Genomic DNA, 25,080 nt, shown 5'->3' on the forward strand with positions numbered 1-25,080 from the left:
AGAGTAGGTCATCGTCAAGATTGAATTCCGAAACCCCTGTCTGCTAACGCAGACAGGGGTTTTGTCGTTTCGGGCTCGCTAATATCCCGATTGCCTGCCTAGGAAAAACAAAAAAGCCAGCCCCTGAAAATCAAGGGCTGGCTTTTTTTGTATGCCGAGTATTTAGAACTGATAGCTCACCGTGGCGGTTTTCGGTCAGCTGCCCGCCTGGCGTGCAAACTGACTGAGCACATCGCTCAAAGCTCCGGCGGCAGCGTTGTAGCGGTGGCTGCTGACTGCCGCTCCAACGTCACCCACCATCGGGTGCGGTAGCGCAGTTGCACCGGCAAGGTCTGCGGAAGGATGACCAGCAGCTTGTCGGTGTCCTCCAACCGGAAGGCACCGGACAGCCGCAAGTCGGCAATATCTGCTGTGCACGTCAGATAACCATGGCGGTAGCGCCCGACCTCCTGCAGGAAATCGCCAAGACGCATGTTGCGGGTGACGATCAGACCGTCGACCCAGGCGCCAATATCCATGTCCTGCGGTGGTGCCAAACGTGCCCGCTGATGATCAATCACATAGCTCTGACCGGCCTGCACCTGAATCGGCATACCATCGGCAGGCGATGGTGAATAGATCGCGACCATGCCGCTGGTCACGCTGAGCCGCGTGCAGTCCGCTTCCTGGCGAAGGATGAAACGTGCGGCGACGCCCTCATACACACCGTGGCGACTGTGCACGCGTAGCGGTCGATCCAGTGAAGATCCTTCATCGGCCCCGCCGCACGTCACGATGATTTCGCCACGAGTCAGTTTGATCAGACGCTGGTACGCGGTGTAGTCCAGATCCACTGAGCTGGCGGTGTTCAGTTCCAGTCGCGTGCCATCCGGCAGCTGGAAACCACGGCGCTCGCCCGTAACGGTGGCGAAATCCGCGGTCCACTGTTGCCAGCCCGTCAGATCCCTGCCCAGCCATGCTGCCGATCCCATCAACAACGCACCCGACAGCAGTTTCAAGGTCTGGCGCCTGCCCAGTCCTTGAGCACTGTTTTCCAGCGTGTTGAAGGCGACGTGGGCACCGGGTGCCGCATGCAGATTGTTGTTGAGTTCAGCGTGCAGGGACTGCACCCGTTGCCAGGCCAATTCGTGCTCCTGATGTTCTGCCCGCCAGACATCGCATTGCTGGCGCAGCCTGGAATTGCTCGCGTTGTTTCGCAAGCGCAGCAGCCAGTGGATGGCTTGTTTGACCACTTGTTGATGAGGTTCGCCACGCCGACCCAGTGCAGGATTATCCACAGGCATCATGTTGGGTTCCGCAGCAGGTAGCAGTGATAGAGCGAATCAGCGACATAGCGCTCCACCGAACGTTGAGAGTGAGCCCTTCGGCTGCATTAGCCCGAACGTCACAAATGATAATTACTCGCATTGTTGTCAAGGGACGGGGAATTTGCAACTGCCGCTCGAACAACCGTCATCACACCAATGCTACTCAAGCGCTCTAGCACGCCGTTCGGCGGGTATCTGACGGAAATACCGGTCATTTCGTACATGCCCCTAAGATTTATCCCGCCTGTGCCGACAGACTGGTGAGACATGCGTGCACCAAAGTAGAGCGGCCTTAGAGCCGCTTGAGCTGTACATGGAATGTTGCAACCCGGAACGCATCCCCACTTTCTGCATAGAAGCCCTATGAAATGAATCTCAAGTTCAGCCATAAAATCCTGTTGGCCGCCTCCGGCGTCGTGGTGCTGGCTTTTGCGTTGTTCACTTTGTACAACGACTATCTGCAGCGAAATACTATTCGGCAAAACCTCGAATCCTCCGTTCAACAAGCCGGCGACCTGACCGCCAGCAGCGTGCAGAACTGGATGAGCGGCCGCGTGCTGGTGCTGGAAAACCTCGCGCAAAACGTCGCTCATCAAGGCGCCAATGCCGATCTGCCGGGGCTGGTTGATCAGCCGGCCTTCACCTCCAACTTCCAGTTCACGTACGTCGGCCAGACTAATGGCGTGTTCACTCAGCGCCCTGACGCGAAGATGCCGGACGGCTACGATCCGCGTCAGCGTCCCTGGTACAAGCAAGCGGTTGTCGCTGACAAAACCATGCTGACCCCGCCTTACATGGCGGCCGTCGGTGGGTTGGTCGTGACCATCGCCATGCCGGTGAAAAAGAATGGCGAGTTGCTTGGCGTGGTCGGCGGTGACCTGAGCCTGGAAACCCTGGTGAAGATCATCAACTCGGTGGACTTCGGCGGCATTGGCCATGCGTTTCTGGTCAGTGCCGACGGCCAGGTGATCGTCAGCCCGGACAAAGACCAGGTCATGAAGAACCTGAAGGACATCTACCCCAACGCCGGCCTGCGCATCGAGAAGGGCAATCAGCAAGTCACCCTGAACAATCAGGAACGCATCCTCTCGTTCACCCCGGTCAACGGTTTGCCGAATGCTGCGTGGTACATCGGTCTGTCGATCGATAAGGACAAGGCCTACGCACCATTGAGCCAATTCCGCACCTCAGCGTTGATCGCGATGTTTATCGCTGTCACCGTCATTGCGGTGCTGCTGACCCTGCTGATTAACGTGCTGATGCGTCCGCTGACCACCATGGGTCGTGCGATGCAGGACATCGCACAAGGCGAAGGCGACCTGACCCGTCGTCTGTCCGTGGAAAGCAAAGACGAATTCGGCGAACTCGGCGGCTCCTTCAACCAGTTCGTGGAGCGAATTCACGCGTCGATTTCCGAAGTGTCCTCGGCAACCCGGCAGGTCCATGACCTGTCGCAACGGGTGATGGCTTCGTCCAACGCGTCGATCGTCGGTTCCGACGAACAAAGTGCGCGCACCAACAGCGTGGCGGCGGCGATTAACCAGTTGGGCGCCGCCACCCAGGAAATCGCCCGCAACGCCGCCGACGCTTCGCAGCATGCAAGCGGCGCGAGCGAGCAGGCCGATGACGGTCGTCAGGTGGTGGAAAAAACCATTCTGGCCATGACCGAGCTGTCGCAGAAAATCAGCCTGTCGTGCACGCAGATCGAAACCCTGAACGCGAGCACCGACAACATCGGGCACATTCTCGATGTGATCAAAGGCATCTCCCAGCAGACCAACTTGTTGGCGCTCAACGCCGCCATTGAAGCGGCACGCGCCGGTGAAGCCGGTCGTGGTTTTGCGGTGGTGGCGGACGAGGTACGCAACCTGGCGCATCGCACGCAGGAGTCGGCCGAGGAAATTCACAAGATGATCACGTCGCTGCAAGTCGGCTCGCGTGAAGCGGTGACCACCATGAACGCCAGTCAGGTCTCCAGCGAAGAGAGCGTTGAAGTGGCGAACCAGGCGGGTCTGCGTCTGGTGAGCGTGACGAAGCGCATTGGCGAAATCGACGGGATGAACCAGTCGGTGGCGGCAGCGACCGAGGAGCAGACGGCGGTGGTGGAAACCCTCAACGTCGACGTTAACCAGATCAATCTGCTGAATCAGCAGAGCGTGGCCAACCTCAATGAAACGTTGAAGGATTGCGATGCATTGTCGTTGCAGGCGAATCGGTTAAAGCAGTTGGTTGATAGCTTCAAGATCTGATTCAGATTTGTCAGACCGCGTTATCGTTCAATCGCGAGCAGGCTCGCTCCCACAGGGATCATCATTGTTCACATAGGCTGTGTTCAATGAAGGTCCAATGTGGGAGCGAGCTTGCTCGCGATAGCGATGGATGAGTCACCGCCGAAGTAACGTCCTACGCAAACAACTTCAACACATTATTCATCGCATCATCGGCAAACCCCTGCACAAAATCCTTGAACCCCGGCAGTGCCTCGGCGCCACCCTGGGCCGGCTCGGCGTTGATGGTCCAGGTCGCTCGGGACTTGCCTTCACCCAGCACCTCAACCGTCATCGCCGCCCACAAATTGGCCACGCCCAAGGTGTTGTAGATCGTGGTCCAGGTCATGCTCCGCGCCTGGTCATCCCGCGAATTGAGTTGCTCGACCACCAGGTTGCCGTCCTTGAAAAATTTCTTGCGCAGCGATGACACGCCTTCGCCGGTCATCTCGATGTGCGACAACGCCGGGATGAATTGATCGAAGCCGGCAAAGTTGCCGACCACCGCCCAGACTTTTTCGGCCTGCGCCGGTACGTCCACGGACGACACGACGTGGCAGCCTTGCGGGTTTTTGATCAGGGTATCGGGTTGCAGGTTGTTCATGGTTTTGCTCCGCTTGAGTGATTCAGATGAAGTTGATTTCTTTGAGGTAATCGCAGCCGCGACGCAGCAGCGCCGGGGATTTTTCCGGGTAGTGCGCGCCCATCTGCCGCACGCCGGCCTGAGCGTTGTCATGGCCGATCATCGAGATGTCGCCGATGTCTTCTTCGAAGCCGTTGAGGTAAAAACCGAGCACGCCGAACAGCGCGTTGTCGCTGTCGACCCGTCCCAGTTGCTGCTGCCAGTCGGAGACGCTGACCATGGAGAATTCCCGACCCGCCTCACGAAAGGACGCGACGTAATCGTCCCAACTCAGCGGCTCGGGGTTGTGCAGGTTGAACACCGCTTTTTCCGCTGAATACCGGCTGGCGTGGAAGGCGATGAAACGGGCGAGAAAGTCCACCGGCATCAGGTCGAAATTCAACGCGAATTCCGGCACCTGACCGAGCTGGATCGAGCCTTTGAGCATCAGCATCAAACGGTTTTTGTGCGGCTGGCAGACGCCGCTCAGGCTGTTGAAACTGATGTTGCCGGGGCGGTACAGATTGACCCGCACCCCGCGCTCCCGAGCCCTTTCCAGGATTCGTTCGCCGACCCACTTGGACAGGTTGTAGCCATTTTTGATGTAGATCGGCGGGGTCTGCGCGGCGGGCAGTTCGAGCACCCGGCCATCCGCGGAAATCGTGCTCGAAGCCGACAGCGTCGAGACGAAATTGAAGATTTTTTTACTGCGTCCTTCGCACAGGCGCAGGCACTCGAAGATTGGCTCTACGTTGTCCCGCGCCAGCGACTCGTAATCCAGCACGTGATTGACGTTGGCGGCGTTGTGCACCAGCGCGCCGTACTCGCGATCCAGGCGCTCATAAACATCCACCGCAAGCCCCAGCGAGGGCTGTGTGATGTCAGCCGCGTAAACCCGCACCCGGCTCAAATCCAGATGCTCCAGACGGTTTTCCCGCAACGCGTGGGCGAAACGTTCCGCTGCCGATTGCCCGCTGCCATCGCGCACCAGACACGCCACTTCGCTGGCGCCCCACGCCAACAACGCCTCGACAATATGCACACCGACAAAACTGTTGGCGCCGGTGACGATCACCTTGTGTACATCACCCATGCGACTGACGGGCAGCGGCTCGATATCCAGTTCGCGGAAGGCATCCGCCATGGCCTGCTCGCTCAGCACTTCCTCAGTGCCGGAGCCGCGCACCAGTGTTGCCAGTTTCGCGATGGTCGGCAGTTCGATGAAGCGGTTGATCGAGATGCTGCGACCGAACTCTTCACGCAGGCGCAACAGCATGCGCGACAGCAGGATCGAGTGGCCGCCCAAATTGAAGAAACTTTCGTCGGTGGAAATGTCGCTGGCTGGCAGCTCCAGCAGCTCGGCCCAGATCTCTAGCAGCAGCGCTTCATCGGCACTGGCCGGCAAGCGTCGTTCGGTGTTTTCGGCGATGCTGACGGGCAGCTCCAGCAGGGCTTTACGATCGACCTTGCCGTTGCTGGCAAACGGCATACTTGCCAGTTCGGTCCAGGCGGTGGGCTGCATGTAGTCCGGCAGAAACTGGGTGGCGTGCGCCTTCAGCGCTTCACGCGCCGCACCGGGTAGCGCTTCCTGAGGCTGGGCGAGGAACGCCAGAATCCGCCGTTGGTTGTCGATGACCACGGCCACCTGGCGGTACAGCTGACTGTCGCGCAGGCAACGTTCGATCTCATCCGGCTCGACCCGAAAGCCGCGAATCTTCACCTGATTGTCCCGGCGTCCGCACAACTCGATGCCAGCGTCGGTCCACTTCGCCATGTCGCCGGTGCGGTAGGCCCGCAGGTGCTCACCGCTCGGCAGGCTCACGTTCAAATAGCGCTCGGCGGTCTGTTGCGGATTGTTCAGATAACCCAGGCAGACACCGGGGCCAACGATGTACAACTCGCCGACGGTCTGTTCGACCACCGGCTGAAAATCCTCGTCGAGAATCAGCACCTGACTGTTGGCAATAGGCGCGCCGAGGGTGCGATTGCTGTCGCCGGCGCGCAGTTGTCGCGCGGTGATCAGCACCGTCGCTTCGGTCGGGCCATAGAGGTTGTAGAGGTTGCCCTGGCGGGTGAGCTGCTCGATGACATAGGGCTCGCACACATCGCCACCGGTCATCACATGATCCAGCACCTGCAACTGCTCCAGCGGCAGAATGCTCAACAAGGCTGGTGGCAGAAACGCGTGGCTCAAGCGTTGGTGGCGGATCAATTCCACCAGTTGCAGCGGATCACGGCGTTGATCGTCGCTGGGCACGATTAGCTCGGCGCCCTGCAGCAGGGTCGGGAAAATATCGATCAGCGACGAGTCGAAACTCAACGACGAAAACTGCAGCGCCCGGCTCTGCTCCGTCAGTTGCACATAGTCGGCGTACCATGCGGTGAAGTGCGCGAGGTTGGCCTGGCTGAGCAACACGCCTTTGGGATGGCCGGTGGTGCCGGAGGTGTAGAGCGCCATGCACGGCGCGTCGAGGTCCGGGCGCTGGCGCATCAAAGGTTGGTCGAGATCCACGCTGTTGATGTCGATCGCGCTGATGTCCAGGCTGAGCATCTCGGATGCAAGAGGATGCTGCCCGTCGTGCAGCAGCAACACGGCACCGGCATTCGACAGAATGTAGTGCTGACGTTGCAGCGGATGGCTCGGTTCCAGCGGCAGATACACCGCGCCGCTGCCGAGAATCGCCAGAATCCCCGCATACAACGCGCTGCATTTCGGCAGGCAAATGCCGATCACCCACGGCCCGTCGAGTTGTTCGAGCATTGGCTGCAAACGCTGCTGGATGACGCGGCTGTGAGCATGCAGTTGGCGATAGCTGACGGACGTGCCGGCAAGGTTCAGCGCCGGTCTTTCGGCGGACTGTGTGAAGCGCTGCTCAAGCCGCTCGATCATCGGCACTTGTGCGAGTTGCAGCAACCGAGGATCAGCGGTGGAATTGAGCCGATGGACGAAGGCCAGGCGCTCCAGGAACCGCAGGCTTTCTAGCCGCTCGAAATGCACCGGGGTCGCTGGCTCGGCCAGTAGAAAATAGTCGGCGTCCCGCGAGAAACGACTGACCAGCAACGCTACGTGGTCCACCAGTTCCGCCACCGCCCGCACACGCAATGCCTGGCCGTTGCCCGAAGGTTCGTCGGCAATCGGCACGCGCGTGAGCAGCGTCGAACCGTGCAGGCATAGCAAGTCCAACGTCACAAGACCTGAAGTCTGCGGCTCGCCGATGCCCAGTTGCAGCGTCAGTCGCGATGTCGCGTCGAAGTCCTCAAACGGCAGGCTTGTGTCGTCGATCAGCAAATCGAACGGTCCCGCCGCAGGCTGACCAACTGCCTCAAGCCGCATCAGCGAATGACCGTGTTGTTCGAGCTCCAGCGCCAGGTCGGTCAGGGCCTGGCTCTGCCCGATGAGCATAATGTCGAGACGTCTCATGATGTGCTCCTCGTTAAACCAGGTAGTCGCTCAGGGCTTCTTGAACGCACGGCGAATCGAGCAGCGAACTGCTGCGGAAAAACCGCACGATGTTGGCGACCAACGGGTGATGGCGGTTGATCGGGAAGGCCAGTCCCGACACCTCGCGCTTGAGTGCGGCGCGCGCGGCTTCGCTGATCTGCAAGGAATCGATCAGGCGGAAGTCGAACGACTTCTGAATGTCGTTGGTCAGGTAATGGCCGATGAACACCGGCAAAATCTGCGCGATGTATCGCCGATCTTCTTCACTTGCGGTGTGCCAGTAGATGCGCACCAGCCGCGCCCAGAAGCCGGAGTGACGACCCTCGTCGAGCAGGTGATCAGCCATCAAACCCTTGATCGATTGCTTGACCGTGTCGTCCTTGGCAAACGCCGCCACATCACCGGTGACGGTGTTCTCGGCGATGGCTACGCAGATCAACTCCACGGCACTGCGCAGATGTTCCGGTGCGAGTGCCACGGCGGCCGGAATCGCCCGGCTCAGTTCGATTTCATACGGCAGGTCGATGGGCGTAATGCCCGTCATGGCGACGGTTTGCTGCATGAAATCCATCGCCACCAGCGCGTGGTAATCCTCGTCCACCACCACGGTCATGGCGTCGTACCGGCAGGTGAACGGGAAGGCCACGGCAAAGCGGTTCTTGGCGATACTGCGCGCGGTTTTGTCGACGATCTCGGTTTCGAAAATCACCACGTCGTTGATGAATTTGTAGAGCGTCTGCACCAGGGCGAAATCCCGTTGCTCCGGGCATTCGCGCAGGAAGGTTTCGCTCAATACCAGCGGTTGGCGACTGAGTGGGTAGATCAGCTTTTCGTCGTTCTCCAGCACGCGGCGCGGTCGGGTGCGGATGGTCGCGCGGCTTTCCCAGGCGTCGGCGAAGGATTGGTAGTCGGCGGCGTTCATGCGTTCACCTCCGCCAACGGCTCGCTCATGCTCAGGCGCAGGCCGTCCCACAGGGCAATGCGGCTTTCCACGGCGGCGAGGGCGCTGGCGTAGACGTCTTCTTCGCGTTGCGGATCGCCATTGACCAATCGCGCGAGGAGTTTTTCTGCTGCCGGGCCGTGGTCTTCGGAGTCGACTTCGATGTGCCGTTCCAGGTAGTAACGAAAGGTCGGCGCCTGCTCGATGCCGATGCCCCAATCGTCGAGAATCCGCTGGAACATCTGCGGAATCACGCTCTCGCGACCGTGCAAAAATGCCGCTGCAACACTGTGGCCAGGTGCATGCAGCGCGGTGTGCAAGGTATGGCGCACGAACTGCGCAGCGGCCGGGTCAACGTCCACGCTCTGCAATGCCACGTCATAACTCACGCCTTCTTGCTGCAGCGCCACGAAGCGTTCGATGACGGCCGTGCTGGCCCCCACTTCGCGCATCGCATCGAGGTACAACTCGAAATGGCTGTAATGGCCGTTGGCCGGACGATCATCGGACTCTTCACCAAGCACGATCTCGTTGATCAGGCGCGCCGCCTGCGGATCGCTCGGCGGCAGCCAGGGCAACTGAACGCAGGTCAGTTCCTGTTGCAGGCGCTTGGTCAGCGACATGAAATCCCATACCGCAAACACATGGGATTCCATGAAGCGTTGAAGTACCGAAAGCGAATGTATTTCAGAGAAAATCGGGTGCGCGCTAAGTTCTGCTTTCTTCTGATTAAGACGGTCTTTAGTCGATTTCATGGCGAGCCTATAAGTGGTCCGGAGTGAGGTGTGATCAATAAGTAACGAGTGTTTTAAGTAGTCTGATGGCGAGCAGATGCCTCAAATGAATTGATCGGTATTAGTTGCATATAGGTCTTATGGCTAAGGGGTTTCAGCCAGTGGCCAGTAGTGGCGGAGAAAAGCTAATACACGAATAAAGTGCTGGGCAAGTTATTTTTATACTATTTTAAAGTTTAACTTTTTCGAGCGTGACAAGTTCCAATAAGACTTTATGAATAAGTTTTATTTGGGCGTAGTTGCTCCTTTCGGCTTATATAAGTCGAAATCGAAATAAAGAGTGAATGCCTCACTCGAAGCAACTTTCTAAGGGTGATCGTTAGTGTGATTTGAGGGGTGGAAGTTGGCCGGGACGCCGATGCTTCCTTTCCCGTGGCAAGACTCCTTCCTTAGGTTCTTGATGCGGGGACTGCGCCGCTCATGCGGTGCGTCGCCCGTTTGTTATTCGTTGGCAGCCCAAGAGTGAGCGTAAATCAAGGCAGCCGCTATCACCGACGCGTCGTAGGGTCAGTGCAAGGGGCGGGTTTGGCAGAAAGGATGTGCAGGCGCGGCAGGCGCGGGCGAGCAGGTCGACCTGCTCGCGCCGTTGCCGGGGTGATTTATTTCGAGGTTTTTCTGCTTTGCGCTTCGGGGCTTTCGAGATAGCGGGTGATGACCTCGACACCTCGGTTGAGGTGATGTTCGAGCAGCTTCACCGAACGCTCGATGTCGCGGTCTTCCACCGCCCGCAGCAGCGCACGGTGATCTTCCTGGGACAGTTTGCCCAGGCCCATGGCTTCCAGGTTGAAGCGCAGGAAACGTTCCTCTTCGTTCAGGCCGTCTTCGACCAGCCTCAAGAGCCGACGGTTAGGCGCCTTGCAATACATCGACATGTGGAACAGGCGGTTAAGCCGGCCGATTTCGGTGTAGTCGTGTTCCGTTTCCAGTTCGTCGATGTAGCGGGCCGCCTGCTCGAAGTCTTCGTTGGTGAGCAAAGGGATCGACAGGCGCAGGGCTTCGGACTCCAGAAGGATGCGCAATGCGTAAGTCTCGACGGCGTCGCCCTGAACCAGTGGCGCGACCACCGCACCTTTGTGGGCGACCACGTTAAGCAGCGCTTGGGCTTCGAGCTGGCGCAAGGCTTCACGGACCGGCATGCGGCTGACACCGAACAGGTCGGCCAGGTCTTGTTGGCGAAGGGCCGTGCCGCAAGGAATGCGACCATCGAGAATGGCGGCACGCAGGGTCTCTTCGATGACCGAGCGGGCCAGATGAGCGGGAATCGGCCCGTTGACCTTGATACTGCCGAGAGGGTTGGGCTTCTGTGTCACTACTACGCACCCTGAATGACTGAGATAATTTGGATCCAAGAGGACACTAGTGACTGCCTGACAGGTTGTCAAACGCACACAGGGTCACACTTCAAGTTTAGTCGGCCCGCAGTGATCTCACCGTGCCATTGTCATTTAACAGGCTAACCTTCAACATCAATCGATTCCACCTGCCCACCCTGGATGCCTCGCATTGGCGGCACGTTTCGCGATCCCTCGGACCTTGCGCTGGTTGTGCTGCGCGTTGCTGCTGGCCGGTGTCATTTCGGGCGGCCTGCACGCCGACTGGGATTTTTCCCTGATCAGCCGTCGGGCGCAGGCGTTGTACGGGCCAATGGGCGAGGGTCAGCAGCGCATTGATGCCTGGCAGCAATTGTTGGCGACGCAGAAGCAACTCAGTGAGCTGGACCAGCTCAATGTGGTCAACCAATTCTTCAACAAACAGATGCGCTATGAAGAGGACATCGGCCTGTGGCACGAGGTCGATTATTGGGAAACCCCGATCGAAGCCTTGTGGAAAGGCGCTGGTGATTGCGAAGACTTCGCCATCGCCAAGTATTTCAGCCTGCGCCGCCTCGGCGTTTCCAGTGACAAGTTGCGCATTACTTACGTTAAGGCCCTGAGCCTCAATCGCGCGCACATGGTGCTGACGTATTACGCCAGCCCCGACGCCATGCCGCTGGTGCTCGACAGCCTGATCGATGCGATCAAGCCCGCCAGCCAACGTACCGATCTGTTGCCGGTCTACGCTTTCAATGCCGAAGGCTTGTGGTTGCCGGGTGCCAAGGGCAACAAGAAAGTGGGCGATACCAAGCGGCTGTCCCGTTGGCAGGATGTGTTGAAGAAAATGCAGGCGGAAGGATTCCCGGTCGAAACGATTAACTAGGAGCACGCGCTCAGATGTCTTTGTTCAAACAGCTATTGATCGCTATTTGTCTGTTCCTGGTGGTCGCCTTCACCGGCAGCTTCATGGTCAGCCTCGAGAGCTCGCGCACCCAGTACGTCAACCAATTGCGCTCCCACGCCCAGGACGCCGCGACGGCGTTGGCGCTGTCGTTGACGCCGAACATCGATGACCCGGCGATGGTCGAGCTGCTGGTCAGCTCGATCTTCGACAGCGGTTACTACGCGAGCATCCGCGTGGTCGATCTGTCAAACGACAAGACGCTGGTCGAACGCAATGGCATCCCGGCGGTCACCAATGTGCCGGACTGGTTCATCAAACTGATCGGCCTGGAACCGGCGGGTGGCGATGCGATTGTCAGCCGTGGCTGGGAACAGGCTGCGCGGGTCGAAGTGGTCAGCCATCCGATGTTCGCGCTGGCCAAGCTTTGGCAGAGCGCACTGGGCAGTCTCGGCTGGTTGCTGCTTTGCGGCGCGGTGAGTGCGGCGCTGGGGGCGTTGCTGTTGCGCCGGCAATTGAAACCGCTGGACTACATGGTCCAGCAATCCCACGCCATTGCCCGCCGTGAATTCCTCAGCCTGCCGGACCTGCCGCGCACACCTGAATTGCGCCGGGTGGTGCAGGCCATGAACCAGATGGTCGAGAAGCTCAAGGCGTTGTTCCAGGAGCAGGCCGAACGCAGTGAAAAACTGCGCGCCGAGTCCTATCAGGACAACCTGACCGGGTTGGCCAACCGGCGCTATTTCGAGATGCAATTGAACGCGCGGGTGAGCAATCCGGAACAGGCGAGTTCGGGTTATTTGCTGCTTCTACGGGTCAAGGACCTCGCCGGGCTGAATCAGCGTCTGGGCGGTCAACACACCGATGATTTGCTGATCGCGGTCGGCGAGCAATTGTCCCGCGAGTGTGCCAAATACCCCGAAACGCTGAACCTTGTCACGCGGATCCGTGGTGGTGAATTTGCCGTGCTGGCGCCGGGATTGCTGCGCGCAGAAGCGCTGCAACTGGCGCAAAACCTCGACAGCGCCCTGGTCACCCTGCATGCGACCGGCGCCACCGACGTGGCCGCCGTGGCCTTCATCGGGCTGGCGCCGTTTGTGTATGGCGACGCCCCGCAAGCGGTGCTCGGGCTGGCGGATCAGGCACTGGCGCAGGCTGAAGGCCAGGGCGATTCGCGGTGGGTGTGCCTGGACCGCGCAACGTCAGCCCCTGTCGGCGATGATCATCATGCCTGGCACAGCTTGCTCGATCTGGCGCTGAATCAGCGGCGCTTCGAGCTGTATTTCCAGCCGGTGGTGGCCAGCCAGGACACGACGCTGGTGCTGCATTACAAAGTGCTTTCACGCTTGATCGACGAGCAGGGCCAGGCGATCCCCGCCGGCCGGTTCTTGCCGTGGCTTGAGCGTTTCGGCTGGGCCGCGCGCCTGGACCGCCTGATGCTGGAGCGGGTGCTCGAGCAGATGGCCGACCATGACGCGTCGTTGGCGCTGAACCTGTCCTCGGCGACGCTGGCCAATCCGCAGGCGCTGAGTCAACTCTTCGATATTTTGCGTGCGCATTCCAGTTTGGGGTCGCGGCTGACGCTGGAAATCGGTGAGGAACAACTGCCAGAGCAGGCTGAGCTGGAAGAGCTGACACGGCGCCTACGTGAACTCGGATTCTCGTTGAGCCTGCAACACTTTGGCGGGCGCTTCAGCATGATCGGCAACCTGGCACGGCTCGGGTTGGCGTATTTGAAGATCGACGGCGTTTACATCCGCGCGATTGATCAGGAGAGCGACAAGCGTTTGTTCATCGAGGCGATTCAGCGGGCGGCGCACAGCATCGACTTGCCGTTGATTGCCGAGCGGGTCGAGACGGACGGGGAGTTGGAGGTGATTCGCGAGATGGGGATTTACGGTGTGCAAGGGCAGTTGTTTGGTGAGCCGAAGCCTTGGTAGTGGGGCTTTCGAAGACCTGTTCTCCATCAGTGCCATCGCTGCCAACCTCGCCGACGATGAGGACGGCTCAAGCCGATGCGTCGCACTGGCGCTTGACCGAATGGCCGACGGGGTGCATTTGTTGGTGGCGCGGGCGCAGGATCATCTGGAGTCGCCGGAGTTGTTGGCGTTTTGTTCAAGAAGGATGAGCCTGCGGTGACTTGAAGGCCGCCATCGCCGGCAAGCCGGCTCCTACAGAGGTAGTGGTTGATCACAAACCCTGTAGGAGTCGGCTTGCCGGCGATGGCGTCAAAACAGGCGACAAAGAAGCTGGGACTCAGATCAGCCCGGTCTCATCCTCATCCACCAAAAGACTCAACCCACCCAACGCCTCCCGCGCCTGGGACCGGTCCATGAGTTTGGCTTGTGCGGCGGCCGGCAGATCGGTGACGCGGATCACGCCTTTATCGGTCAGCACCTGAATCAAGTCGTCCAGTACCCGGATCATGTCCAGGTCGCTCTGCTTCAACTGTTTGAGCTGTTTGATTTGTTGAAGTTGTTTGTGGCTGGTGGCCATGACTTCGCTGGCAAACCACGCCTGAAGGTCCGGGTGTTCAGCGGGCAAGGTTTCGGTGGACCCGGCATAGGCCTCGGCTTCCACGCGCATCAGTTGACCATCTGCATTGCGTTGCACGTAGAACATTGAGCGTCCCTCAAGCGTTGAGCAGCGTCATCCTGTCAGCAGCATAGGCGAAATAAGCCATATGGTTATTCGCTAACGGTATTTAAATTCGCGTTCTTATATCTATAAAGTCAACCTCCTGCGTACCTGCCGACCAATCGGCGCGCCGCACGAAACGAACCAACACGGGACCTCCGTGAGTTTCTGATCGACGCGCGCGCCCTTGAGCGTGCCGTGCGTGGGAGTGATTTTTATGTCAGCCGTCTCTGCGTCACCTGCAATCGCACCGCAAACCTTTGAGATTCGCCCGTTCAGCGGTGCTGTCGGAGCCGAAATCATCGGCCTGGACCTGTCCCGCCCGATCAATGATCAGGACTTCGCCCGCATCCATCGCGCGCACCTGGATCATCACGTCGTGGTGTTCCGCGACCAACGCATTACCCCCGAACAGCACATCGACTTCAGCCGCCGTTTTGGCGTGTTGCAGATCCACGTGCTCAAGCAGTTCCTGCTGACCGGGCACCCGGAAATCCTCATCGTTTCCAACATCATCGAAAACGGCCAATCCATCGGCCTCGGTGACGCCGGCAAGTTCTGGCACTCCGACCTGTCCTATAAAGAATTGCCGAGCCTGGGCTCGATGCTGCACGCCCAGGAATTGCCGTCCGAGGGCGGCGACACCTTGTTCGCCGACATGCACAAAGCCTGGGACAACCTGCCTGAAGCGTTGCGCAAAGCGGTCGAAGGTCGCTCGGCGGCGCACTCGTACACGGCGCGCTACAGCGAGACCAAATTCGAAGGCAACTGGCGTCCGACCCTGACGCCGGAGCAACTGGCCCAGGTTGCCGAAGTCGTCCATCCCATCGTGCGCACGCACCCGGAAAACGGTCGCAAGGCGTTGTTCGTCAGCGAAGGTTTCACCACCCGCATCGTTGGTTTGCCGGACGACGAGAGCAAGCAACTGCTCGACGAGCTCTACGCCCACAGCGTGCTGCCGCACAACATCTACCGCCATCAATGGCAGCCCCACGACCTGGTGTTCTGGGACAACCGTTCGCTGATCCACCTCGCCGCCGGATGCCCCAGCCATCTGCGCCGCAAGTTGTATCGCACCACCATTCAGGGCGACGCGCCTTTCTGATTTGTCGGAGATTTGATCATGTCCAAACGTCTTCCCTTTGCACCGTTGGCTGCGGCCATCGGCCTGGGTTTCAGCCTGATCGCCGGCAGCCTGGTGGCGCCGACCGTGGCTCACGCCGAAGGTGAAATCCGCATCGCCGAACAGTTCGGCATCGTTTACCTGTTGCTCAACGTGGTGCGCGATCAGAACCTGATCGAGAAGTACGGCAAGCAGGAAGGCATCGACATCAAGGTCGACTGGACTCAGCTGTCCGGCGGCGCGGCGGTCAACGATGCGTTGCTTTCCGGTTCGATTGATATCGCCGGTGCCGGCGTCGGTCCGCTGCTGACCATCTGGGACCGCACCCACGGCAAGCAGAACGTCAAAGCCGTGGCTTCCCTCGGTAACTTCCCGTACTACCTGGTGAGCAACAATCCGAAGGTCAAAACCATCGCCGACTTCACCGAGAAGGACCGCATCGCGGTGCCGGCCGTGGGCGTGTCGGTGCAGTCGCGCTTCCTGCAGTACGCGGCCGCCAAGCAATGGGGCGACAAGGAATTCAATCGCCTCGACAAGTACACCATCGCCGTTCCGCACCCGGACGCCACGGCCGCGCTGATTGCCGGCGGCACCGAGTTGACCGGGCATTTCTCCAACCCGCCATTCCAGGATCAGGCGCTGGCCAACCCCAACGTCCATGTGGTGTTGAACACCTATGACCTGCTCGGCCCGAACTCGCCGACGGTGCTGTTCGCCACCGAGAAATTCCGCAACGAGAACCCGAAAACCTACAAGGCCTTCGTCGAAGCGCTGACCGAAGCGGCGCAATTTGCGCAGAACGATAAAGGCGCTGCCGCCGATACCTACATCCGTGTGACCAAGGCGAAAATCGATCGCGCCGCGCTGCTGAAAATCATCGATAACCCGCAGTTCGAATTCAGTGTCACGCCGAAAAATACCTACCCACTGGCCGAGTTCCTCTACCGCGTCGGTGCGATCAAAAACAAACCGGATTCATGGAAGGATTACTTCTTCCAGGACACCAAACCGCTGCAAGGGAGCTGACCGACATGAACGCCCCTTTGCAAGGCCACACGGTCAGCAAACCGAACGTCGCAGCTCAGGCGCTGCTGTCGGTCGACAACGTCAGCCTCGAATACCGCACGCCGCAGCGCGTGGTTCGGGCGACCCACCAAGTCAGTTTTGAAATCGACCCGGCGGACCGCTTTGTGCTGCTCGGTCCTTCCGGTTGCGGCAAATCCACATTGCTCAAGGCGGTTGCCGGGTTCATCCAGCCCGTTGAAGGCGAGATTCGCCTGCAAGGGCAAACTGTCCATGCCCCGGGGCCCGACCGGATAGTGGTGTTCCAGGAATTCGATCAGCTGCCGCCATGGAAAACCGTCAAACAGAACGTGATGTTTCCGCTGCTGGCGTCGAAAACCCTCAAGCGCCAAGAGGCTGAAGAACGAGCGCTGCACTATCTGGACAAGGTCGGGCTGGCGGCATTTGCCGATGCTTACCCGCACACCTTGTCTGGCGGCATGAAGGCTCGCGTTGCCATCGCGCGGGCATTGGCGATGCAGCCGAAAATCCTCCTGATGGACGAACCCTTCGCCGCCCTCGACGCCCTCACGCGCCGCAAGATGCAGGAAGAATTGCTCCTGCTGTGGGAAGAGGTGCGGTTCACGTTGTTGTTCGTTACGCACTCCATCGAAGAAGCGCTGGTGGTGGGCAATCGCATCCTGCTGCTGTCGCCGCATCCCGGTCGGGTACGGGCGGAAGTCCACAGCCATCAGTACGATTTGCACAGTCTTGGCGGCGTGGCGTTTCAGGAGTCGGCGCGGCGGATTCATCGCTTGTTGTTCGATGAAGGCCAGTCACCGGAAACCGAGCGCGAGCTGGATTTTTCCGACATTCGCATCGCTTACTGAGCCATTGAGAGGAGTGCCCGATGAGCCAGTTATCATCTGCGCGTGAAGAGTTCGAAACCGTTTTGCAGCCGCTGACCAGCGTACCGCTGGAGCGTGAGTTGCCCCTGGGTCAACGCCTGTGGCAACAGGGCTGGATTCGCAAAAGCCTGATCCTGATTCTGCTCGCGGTGCTGTGGGAGGTGGTTGCCCGCATTCAGAACAACGACTTGCTGTTGCCGAGTTTTCTGCAAACCGCCAGTGCGCTGTACGACGGCCTGCTCAGCGGCGAGTTGCTGGGCAAAGTGTGGATTTCGTTGGTGGTGTTGCTGAAGGGGTATTTGATCGGCATCGTCCTGGCGTTTGCTCTGACCACCTTGGCGGTGTCGACGCAGTTCGGTCGCGATCTGCTGAGTACGCTGACCTCGATGTTCAACCCGCTACCGGCCATTGCGCTGCTGCCGCTGGCGCTGCTGTGGTTTGGGTTGGGGCAGAACAGCCTGATTTTCGTGCTGGTGCATTCGGTGCTTTGGGCGTTGGCGTTGAACACCTACGCGGGTTTCCTGGGCGTCTCGGAAACCTTGCGCATGGCCGGGCGAAATTACGGTTTGAAGGGCATGCGTTTCGTGTTGTTCATCCTGATTCCGGCGGCGCTGCCGTCGATTCTCGCCGGGCTGAAAATCGGCTGGGCCTTTGCCTGGCGTACGCTGATTGCAGCTGAGTTGGTGTTTGGCGCTACCAGTGGCAAGGGTGGGTTGGGGTGGTACATCTTTCAGAATCGCAATGAGCTGTACACGGATAAGGTGTTTGCCGGGTTGGCGGTGGTGATTCTGATTGGATTGCTGGTGGAGAATCTGGTGTTTGATTCGTTGGAGCGGGTGACGGTGAAGCGGTGGGGGATGCAGCGGTAACGAGGCAAAACCTCCAAATAGCGCCTGAGTAAAAGCACTCACATGCACCGCTATGAGTGCTTTGATTTTCGTGCCCTTGGACGGGACCATTTTTTACAGTTCGTCTACATCCAGCGCGAGTGCTGCTGGCCATTATCCTTCCGAATGAGTGTCACAAGTCTTGCTGGACTGGAAGAACGAGAGGAGTTTGAACTGGAGGAGGAAGTCCAATCGCTCGGCCCTGAGCTATCGAATGATGATGATCGTGAGCTTTGGGGAGATGTCGGAAGATGGATGCCACCAGGTGGCCCGCTAGTGTTTGCTGCGCTCGGTGGAGCACTCCGCGGTGCACCACCTAAGAGCCTCTCGTGTACGAGAACGGGTGTCGTTGGCAATGGACCGTTGTAAAGGACTCTTGGATTGTCAAAGCTCGAGCGGGGCCCGCCACCACTAGTAGCGCTATAACTGCTGGAAGGTCTTGGTATGTTCGGGCTTGGTGTGACTACCCATCCGGTTACTGCTGCGCCCACTGCTGCGTCTCCTGCTGCGCCTGTTGCATAACCAGGGTGGCTTCTGGGCCGGGTCTCCGAGTATTGGATGGCTGGCGAGCTGTTGCCTCTAGGGCCCGGCGCTCCACCGACAAAGCTGAGCATTGCAGCAACTCCGGAGCTCGTTGACGGTCGATTTTCGGGTGTCGGAGATCCTCCAGCAGCAGCGAGTGCGTACCTTGCCTTCTGTCTGGCAATCCCGTTTACCCTGCGAGCGACATTCCGGGCGGCGAGTTGAGCTGCCGAGCCGCCAAAAGAAACGTTTTCCTGAACGAAAAGCTTAATCGCATCCAAAAAGTGCCCCGTCGGGTCCGAATGGTTGACGGGATCCCCCATGCAATACATATATGCATTCAACCCACCCCCACCAAATGGACTCCAACTGTCCGGACTATGAAAGCGCATCAACCGCGGGTTGTAAGCACGGTAGCCATTACCCAGCAAGTACCAACCCATATTCGCTTCGCGCAATTGGCCATTAAAACCCAGTTTCGTGGCGACTTCCTGCTCCGCGGATTGCTCCCCATAGGCGGAGTAGGCGATGGGGTTAGCTTTACCGCTATGGACTTCGGCGATGATCGAATGGCTGCCGTTGGTTGCCAGCAGCACTGTCCGTGACCACTTGGGTTTCTTTTGATCACCCGCTTTGGGTTGATTCATCAAAGCCTCGCAGAAGTGGGGCAGGGGGGCTTTGAGTTCTACACGTCTGAGGCAAAGTTGAGAACTATCAGAACTGCTAGGTTTGCAGTACAGACGCAGGAGCAACGCTTGCTCGCGATCGGCGCGACTCGGTCCCACAGGCGGTCCGCGTTATCGTTCATCGCGAGCAAGCTTGCTCCTACAACGCAGATACGCTGCTAGCATTGCGTCTGAATCAATCCAGATCAAACACGAGTGCTCACCATGCAACTACCAGACATGAACCTGCTGGTCGCTCTCGACGCCCTGCTCGACGAGGGCAGTGTGGTGGGCGCTGCGCGGCGGATGAACCTCAGCCCAGCGGCCATGAGCCGCACGCTCACACGAATCCGCGAAGCCATCGGTGATCCGATTCTGGTGCGCGCCGGTCGCGGCCTAGTGCCCACGCCCAAGGCATTGGCGTTGCGCGAGCAGGTGCGGGAGGTGGTGGAACAGGCCGCGTTGCTGTTCCGCTCCGCCGATGATGTGGAGCTGGGCAGTTTGCGCCGACGCTTCAGCATTCGCGCCAACGATTTCTTTGTCGGTGTCTACGGCGGCAAGCTGTTCGACACCATGGAGCGTCAGGCGCCGCACTGCGAATTGCGCTTCGTTCCGGAGGGCGATGGGGATGACGAAGCGTTGCGTGAAGGGCGCATCGATCTGAGCGTCAGCAACAATCGGCCGCTGATGCCGGAAGTGAAGGTGCAGAATCTGTTCTCCACGCACTTTGTCGGCCTGGTGCGCGAAGACCATCCGCTGCTCGACGAAGAAATCACTGCCGAGCGTTTTGCCGGGTTTTCTCATATCAGTATGTCCCGGCGCGGGATTGCTCGCGGCCCGATCGATACCGCGCTCAATGCCTTGGGCCTGGAGCGGCGAGTGGCGGTGATTGCGCCGAGTTTCCATGCGGCGATGTTTGCCTTGCCTGATTCCGATCTGATTCTGCCGGTGCCCAAGGAAGCGCTGCTGAGCGTGCGGCGGCTGGGCTTGAAATTGCGCTCGTTCACCCTGCCGATCCCGTTGCCGACCCTCATGCTGACCCAGGCCTGGCACCCGCGTTTCGACAAAGACCCGGCGCATCGCTGGATGCGTGAAACGCTCAAGGCGTGTTGCGACGCGACATGGCTGGCCGCGCAACCCACGTCAGACTGAACAGGGACCCCTGTAGGAGCCGGCTTGCTGGCGATAGCGGTGCATCAGGCGCTGAAGATGTTGATTGAAAAATCGCCATCGCTGGCAAGCCAGCTCCTACAGGGGGTTTGTATTGCTGCATGGAACGCACTTATAACCTGCCGATAAGTTGATTTTCGTCAGGTCACGCGCTTCCTAAAATGCTCCGACATTCACATCCCGGAGCTTGCAGTAATGACTTCCCTCACGGCCCCGGCACCTCTCGCCGTGGCCAGTCCAACAGTCGCCGTGACGCCACCGGTCTTCGGTCCGCGAATCATCATCGGTCTGGTGGGTGTGTTGCTGGCGGTGCTGGTGTCGGGCCTCAACGAGATGGTGACCAAGGTCGCTCTCGCCGACATTCGCGGCGCATTGGCCATCGGCTATGACGAAGGTACCTGGCTGGTCGCCAGTTACACCGCGACCTCGGTGGCCGCGATGGCGTTCGCGCCGTGGTGCTCGGTGACGTTCTCGTTGCGGCGCTTCACTCTCTGCGCGATCTGCGTGTTTACGTTGTTGGGCGTGCTGTGTCCGTTCGCCCCGAACTACGAAAGCCTGCTGGTCATGCGCACCTTGCAAGGTCTGGCGGGCGGTGCCTTGCCGCCGATGTTGATGACCGTCGCCCTGCGTTTTTTACCGGCCAACGTGAAGCTCTACGGTCTGGCCGGGTATGCCCTGACGGCCACCTTCGGTCCGGGGCTCGGCACGCCACTGGCCGGGTTGTGGACCGAGCATGTCGGCTGGCAATGGACGTTCTGGCAAATCATCGCGCCGTGCCTGCTCGCCATGGCGGCGGTGGCCTACGGTTTGCCCCAGGATCCGCTGCGCCTTGAGCGTTTCAAGCAGTTCAACTGGCGCGGATTGCTGTTGGGATTTCCGGCGATCTGCATGCTGGTGATCGGCATCCTGCAGGGCAATCGGCTGGACTGGTTCGAATCGACCCTGATCTGCGGACTGCTCGGCGGCGGGCTGGTGTTGCTGGTGCTGTTCCTGATCAACGAATGGTCGCAGCCGACGCCTTTTTTCAAGATGCAGATGCTCGGCATCCGCAACCTGTCGTTCGCCTTGCTGACCCTGGCCGGTGTGCTGGTGATTTTGCTGGCGGTGATCATCATTCCGTCCAGTTACCTCGCGCAGGTCCAGGGTTATCGCCCGGTGCAGACTGCACCGGTCATGTTGCTGGCGGCGCTGCCACAGTTGCTCGCGCTGCCGTTGGTGGCGGCGCTGTGCAACCTGCGCCGGGTGGATTGCCGCTGGGTGTTGGGGATCGGCCTGAGCATGCTGGCGCTGTCGTGTATCGGCGGCTCGCAGCTGACGTCGGCGTGGATTCGCGACGATTTCTACATGCTGCAACTGCTGCAAATCTTCGGTCAACCGATGGCGGTGTTGCCGCTGTTGATGCTCTCGACCGGCAGCATCAGCCCGATGGAAGGGCCGTTCGCTTCCGCCTGGTTCAACACCGTCAAAGGCCTGTCGGCGGTGATCGCGACTGGCGTAATCGACGCACTGACCACATCGCGGCTGCACTTTCATTCGACCATGCTGGTGGATCGTCTCGGCAACTCGCCGTTGGCCGACAGCGACAGCGCGGGCCTTGCCCACCGGCTGCATGAGCAAGCCGTGGTGCTGACCGCCTCGGACCTTTATCTGTGCATGGGCGGCGTCGCGTTGGCGCTGATCCTGTTGATTTTCTGGCTGCCGACGCGGATCTATCCGCCGCGTGCGCCGACATGAATGCTTCACTGAAACAGAAGGTTTTTATGACGACTCAATCCAAGCAAAAAATCGCCGTCGCAATTGCCTCCGTGGTGGCGGTCGGCGTGCTGGTGTATCTGCTGGCGCCGGGAATTTTTGGCAAGCGTACGCAACAGAACACCAATGACGCCTTTGTCTCTGCCGACTTCACGTTGGTCGTGCCCCGCGTCGCCGGGTTCATCAAGGAAGTGCTGGTGGAAGACAACCAGCAGGTCAAGGCCGGGCAGTTGCTGGCGCTGATCGATGACCGCGACCTGCGCGCTGCCGCTCAAGCCGCCGACGCCGAAACGCTGGTGGCGCGAGCGCAACTGCAAAACGCCCTGGCGACCCTTGAGCGCCAGACGTCAGTGATTGCTCAGGCGCAAGCCACGGTGGTGTCGGCGAAGGCTGAAATGGCGTTCGCCGAGCATGAATTGAACCGCTACAACCACCTTGCCGGCGTTGGCGCGGGTACGGTTCAGAATGCTCAGCAAGCGCGTACGCGCATTGATCAAGCCAGTGCCCGGTTAGCCAATGCCACAGCGGTACTGTCGGCGGAGCGCAAGCAAGTGGAGATCCTCACCGCCCAGCGTGACGCCGCCGACGGCGGATTGAAACGGGCGCTAGCGGCCCTGGAAATGGCCAGCTACGAGCTGTCCTATACGCGCATCGTCGCGCCGCAGGACGGCATGGTGGGCGAGCGTGCGGTGCGTGTCGGTGCGTATGTCACGCCGGGCAGCAAGCTGCTGGCCGTGGTGCCGCTGGCGCAAGCGTATGTGGTCGCCAATTTCCAGGAAACCCAACTGACTGAGGTGCAGCCGGGGCAGGGTGTGCAGGTGCGCGTCGACAGCCTTGGCGGCGAAGCATTGCGCGGTCGTGTCGAGAGCATTGCGCCGGCCACCGGGGTGACTTTCGCGTCGATCAAACCGGACAACGCGACGGGCAACTTCACCAAGGTTGTGCAGCGGATACCGGTGAAAATCGTCCTCGATCCGGGGCAGCCATTGGCTGAGCGGTTGCGGGTGGGGATGTCGGTGGAGGCGAGTATTGATACGGCTGAAACCGGGAAGCATGAGGTTGCGCAACGATGAAAATCTACATCGATTGTTCTGACGTCTTCGCGAGCAAGCCCGCTCCCACATTGGAGCATCGGTGTGCACAAGATTCAGGCCCGGAAGAAACTCCCATGTGGGAGCGGGCTTGCTCGCGAAGAGGCCGTCAGCCTCAACTAGCCTTTTGTGCCTTGTTGGTCATGAGTCTCGCCGCCTGCACCATCGGCCCTGATTTCCAGAAGCCTCAAGCCCGGCAAGTTGCCGAATGGTCGAAACCGTCGAAAGCCGCCGCCAGTGAAGTGATAACCGCTCATATGGACGAACGCTGGTGGGAAGTTTTCCAGGACCCGAAACTCTCGGCCCTGACCCAACGCGCCCTGACTGACAACCTCGATCTGAAACTCGCCAGCAGCCGTTTGCAGCAAAGCCGCGCCACGCGCCAGGTGATCACCGCCGAACGCTATCCCAACACCGCCGCCACCGGCAGCTATGGGCGCAAACGCAACAGCGGTGAAGGCCTGAGCGATCCGTCGGGGCACCACGGTGACTCGGCGTTCAACCTGTGGGACGCAGGTTTCTCGGCCTCCTGGGAACTGGATTTCTGGGGGCGTGTGCGACGCGAAACCGAAGCGGCTGATGCCACCCTTGAAGTCGCGGAGAATGACCAGCGCGGCGTGCTGCTGTCGGTGCTCGCCGAAACCGCCCAGGACTACATTCAACTGCGCGGCGTGCAAAGCACACGAGCCGTCACCGAGCAGAACCTCGACGTCGCCCGCCACAGCCTGAAGCTGTCGCAACTGCGCCTGGTCGACGGTGTCGCCACCGACCTGGATGTCGCCGAAGCCGCCGCGCAAGTCGCGGCCATCGAATCGCGCTTGCCGGCACTGGAGCAGCGCCAGTCGCAACTGATCAACGCGCTGAGCCTGTTGATGGGCGAGCCGCCGCAAGCGCTGCACGCTGAGTTATCCACAGACGCGCCAGTGCCACAAACCCCGCGTCAGGTCGCCATCGGCCTGCCGTCGCAACTGGCCGAGCGCCGCCCGGACATCCGCCAGGCCGAAGCCCGCTTGCATGCCGCCACCGCAAACATTGGCGTGGCCAAGGGTGATTTCTATCCGCGCATCACCCTGTCAGGCAACCTCGGTTCGCAGGCCATGCAACTGAGCGACTTCGGCTCATGGGGCTCACGTGCTTTCGGCATCGGCCCGCAATTCAGCCTTCCGCTGTTCGACGGCGGTCGCCTGCGTGGTGTGCTGAACTTGCGCGAAGCGCAACAACAGGAAGCCGCCATCGCCTACCAACAAACCGTGCTGCGCGCCTGGCACGAAATCGACGATCAACTGACCGCCTACAACGCCAGCCAACTGCGTCGCGACAGCCTCGCCGAAGCCGTACGCCAAAACCAGATCGCCCTGCGCACCGCGCAACAGCAGTACGTGGAAGGCGTGGTGGATTTCGTCAACGTACTCACCGTGCAAGGTGAATTGCTGGCGACTCAGCAGCAATGGGTCGAAAGTTCGACCGGGGTGTCGCTGGCGATGGTCGGGTTGTACAAAGCGTTGGGTGGGGGATGGGAGTCAGTGCTGCGTTAGTCCAATCAATCCCACCCACTTGACGCTCACCCACACTGTCATAGACTCCGCTCATCCGTCAGGGAGTTACGGTTATGCGACGAGTTCGTGTGTGGGTTATCGGATTGACCATTTTAACGTGTACCGCTCAGGCGCAAACGCCCGTGCCAGACGATCCGCTGCTGGACAGCAGCACCGTCGGCAGCGGCGGTTCGGCAGCCAG

20 protein-coding genes are annotated in these 25,080 nt (G+C 59.9%); 12 read left to right on the forward strand and 8 right to left on the reverse strand.

Annotated features, from left to right (window positions below; all coding sequences use genetic code 11):
- Positions 1-236: 236 nt before the first annotated feature.
- Positions 237-1,283, reverse strand: coding sequence for a FecR domain-containing protein (locus tag PMI32_RS27220; RefSeq protein WP_032828557.1), 1,047 nt, complete (start codon positions 1,281-1,283; stop codon positions 237-239).
- Positions 1,284-1,675: 392 nt separating this feature from the next.
- On the opposite strand from PMI32_RS27220, the gene PMI32_RS27215 reads away from it, so the two are divergent.
- On the forward strand, positions 1,676-3,556 hold the full coding sequence (locus tag PMI32_RS27215; RefSeq protein WP_008024479.1) for a methyl-accepting chemotaxis protein: 1,881 nt from the start codon (positions 1,676-1,678) through the stop codon (positions 3,554-3,556).
- Between the two features lie 154 nt (positions 3,557-3,710).
- On the opposite strand, the gene PMI32_RS27210 is transcribed toward PMI32_RS27215, so the two are convergent.
- The 5 genes from PMI32_RS27210 to PMI32_RS27190 all read right to left on the reverse strand — a co-directional run bounded on the left by PMI32_RS27210 (position 3,711) and on the right by PMI32_RS27190 (position 10,682).
- Positions 3,711-4,178: an SRPBCC family protein gene (locus PMI32_RS27210; protein WP_008024481.1), complete on the reverse strand. Its 468-nt coding sequence runs from the start codon at positions 4,176-4,178 to the stop codon at positions 3,711-3,713.
- A 22-nt stretch (positions 4,179-4,200) separates the two neighbouring features.
- A complete protein-coding gene (locus PMI32_RS27205) occupies positions 4,201-7,617 on the reverse strand; it encodes a non-ribosomal peptide synthetase (protein WP_008024482.1) in 3,417 nt (1,138 codons plus the stop codon).
- Positions 7,618-7,630: 13 nt separating this feature from the next.
- Entirely contained in the window at positions 7,631-8,560 is a 930-nt protein-coding gene (locus PMI32_RS27200; protein WP_008024484.1) for a diiron oxygenase, read from the reverse strand.
- Positions 8,557-9,333 (reverse strand): DUF3050 domain-containing protein, encoded by a 777-nt coding sequence (locus PMI32_RS27195; RefSeq protein ID WP_008024485.1) that lies wholly within the window; start codon positions 9,331-9,333, stop codon positions 8,557-8,559. The genes PMI32_RS27200 and PMI32_RS27195 overlap by 4 nt, the downstream gene beginning before the upstream one ends.
- Before the next feature lie 638 nt (positions 9,334-9,971).
- Positions 9,972-10,682, reverse strand: coding sequence for a GntR family transcriptional regulator (locus tag PMI32_RS27190; RefSeq protein WP_008024487.1), 711 nt, complete (start codon positions 10,680-10,682; stop codon positions 9,972-9,974).
- A gap of 193 nt (positions 10,683-10,875) precedes the next feature.
- On the opposite strand from PMI32_RS27190, the gene lapG reads away from it, so the two are divergent.
- The 3 genes from lapG to PMI32_RS0128595 are packed head-to-tail and all read left to right on the forward strand — an operon-like array spanning position 10,876 to position 13,725.
- On the forward strand, positions 10,876-11,568 hold the full coding sequence (gene lapG, locus PMI32_RS27185) for a cysteine protease LapG (RefSeq protein ID WP_008024488.1): 693 nt from the start codon (positions 10,876-10,878) through the stop codon (positions 11,566-11,568).
- Positions 11,569-11,582: 14 nt separating this feature from the next.
- Positions 11,583-13,526 (forward strand): cyclic di-GMP receptor LapD, encoded by a 1,944-nt coding sequence (gene lapD / locus PMI32_RS27180; RefSeq protein ID WP_008024489.1) that lies wholly within the window; start codon positions 11,583-11,585, stop codon positions 13,524-13,526.
- Entirely contained in the window at positions 13,507-13,725 is a 219-nt protein-coding gene (locus PMI32_RS0128595; protein ID WP_050550340.1) for a DUF6124 family protein, read from the forward strand. Before lapD ends, PMI32_RS0128595 begins: the two co-directional genes overlap by 20 nt.
- A 117-nt stretch (positions 13,726-13,842) precedes the next feature.
- Here the strand turns inward: PMI32_RS0128595 and PMI32_RS27175 are convergent, their stop codons facing one another.
- Positions 13,843-14,208: a hypothetical protein gene (locus tag PMI32_RS27175; protein WP_008024492.1), complete on the reverse strand. Its 366-nt coding sequence runs from the start codon at positions 14,206-14,208 to the stop codon at positions 13,843-13,845.
- 232 nt (positions 14,209-14,440) lie between these two features.
- On the opposite strand from PMI32_RS27175, the gene PMI32_RS27170 reads away from it, so the two are divergent.
- From PMI32_RS27170 to PMI32_RS27155, 4 genes are read left to right on the forward strand one after another with little or no spacing between them, the layout of a single operon-like run.
- Positions 14,441-15,328 (forward strand): TauD/TfdA dioxygenase family protein, encoded by an 888-nt coding sequence (locus tag PMI32_RS27170; RefSeq protein WP_008024496.1) that lies wholly within the window; start codon positions 14,441-14,443, stop codon positions 15,326-15,328.
- A gap of 18 nt (positions 15,329-15,346) precedes the next feature.
- Positions 15,347-16,372 (forward strand): ABC transporter substrate-binding protein, encoded by a 1,026-nt coding sequence (locus PMI32_RS27165; RefSeq protein ID WP_008024498.1) that lies wholly within the window; start codon positions 15,347-15,349, stop codon positions 16,370-16,372.
- A 5-nt stretch (positions 16,373-16,377) separates the two neighbouring features.
- On the forward strand, positions 16,378-17,238 hold the full coding sequence (locus tag PMI32_RS27160) for an ABC transporter ATP-binding protein (protein WP_008024500.1): 861 nt from the start codon (positions 16,378-16,380) through the stop codon (positions 17,236-17,238).
- 20 nt (positions 17,239-17,258) lie between these two features.
- Positions 17,259-18,125: an ABC transporter permease gene (locus tag PMI32_RS27155; RefSeq protein ID WP_008024502.1), complete on the forward strand. Its 867-nt coding sequence runs from the start codon at positions 17,259-17,261 to the stop codon at positions 18,123-18,125.
- Between the two features lie 104 nt (positions 18,126-18,229).
- On the opposite strand, the gene PMI32_RS29460 is transcribed toward PMI32_RS27155, so the two are convergent.
- The gene (locus PMI32_RS29460) at positions 18,230-19,231 is read right to left on the reverse strand and encodes an RHS repeat-associated core domain-containing protein (RefSeq protein WP_238541011.1); all 1,002 of its coding nucleotides are present in this window, start codon (positions 19,229-19,231) and stop codon (positions 18,230-18,232) included.
- 324 nt (positions 19,232-19,555) lie between these two features.
- On the opposite strand from PMI32_RS29460, the gene PMI32_RS27150 reads away from it, so the two are divergent.
- The 4 genes from PMI32_RS27150 to PMI32_RS27135 all read left to right on the forward strand — a co-directional run bounded on the left by PMI32_RS27150 (position 19,556) and on the right by PMI32_RS27135 (position 24,878).
- Complete coding sequence (locus tag PMI32_RS27150) at positions 19,556-20,482, forward strand: LysR family transcriptional regulator (RefSeq protein WP_008024506.1); 927 nt, start codon at positions 19,556-19,558, stop codon at positions 20,480-20,482.
- Positions 20,483-20,695: 213 nt separating this feature from the next.
- Complete coding sequence (locus PMI32_RS27145) at positions 20,696-22,234, forward strand: MFS transporter (RefSeq protein ID WP_008024507.1); 1,539 nt, start codon at positions 20,696-20,698, stop codon at positions 22,232-22,234.
- A 26-nt stretch (positions 22,235-22,260) separates the two neighbouring features.
- The gene (locus tag PMI32_RS27140; RefSeq protein WP_008024510.1) at positions 22,261-23,325 is read left to right on the forward strand and encodes an HlyD family secretion protein; all 1,065 of its coding nucleotides are present in this window, start codon (positions 22,261-22,263) and stop codon (positions 23,323-23,325) included.
- A complete protein-coding gene (locus tag PMI32_RS27135) occupies positions 23,322-24,878 on the forward strand; it encodes an efflux transporter outer membrane subunit (RefSeq protein ID WP_008024511.1) in 1,557 nt (518 codons plus the stop codon). The genes PMI32_RS27140 and PMI32_RS27135 overlap by 4 nt, the downstream gene beginning before the upstream one ends.
- Positions 24,879-25,080: the final 202 nt, after the last annotated feature.

The organism is Pseudomonas sp. GM60 (assembly GCF_000282415.1).
In the GTDB taxonomy this organism is placed as follows: Bacteria; Pseudomonadota; Gammaproteobacteria; order Pseudomonadales; family Pseudomonadaceae; genus Aquipseudomonas; species Aquipseudomonas migulae.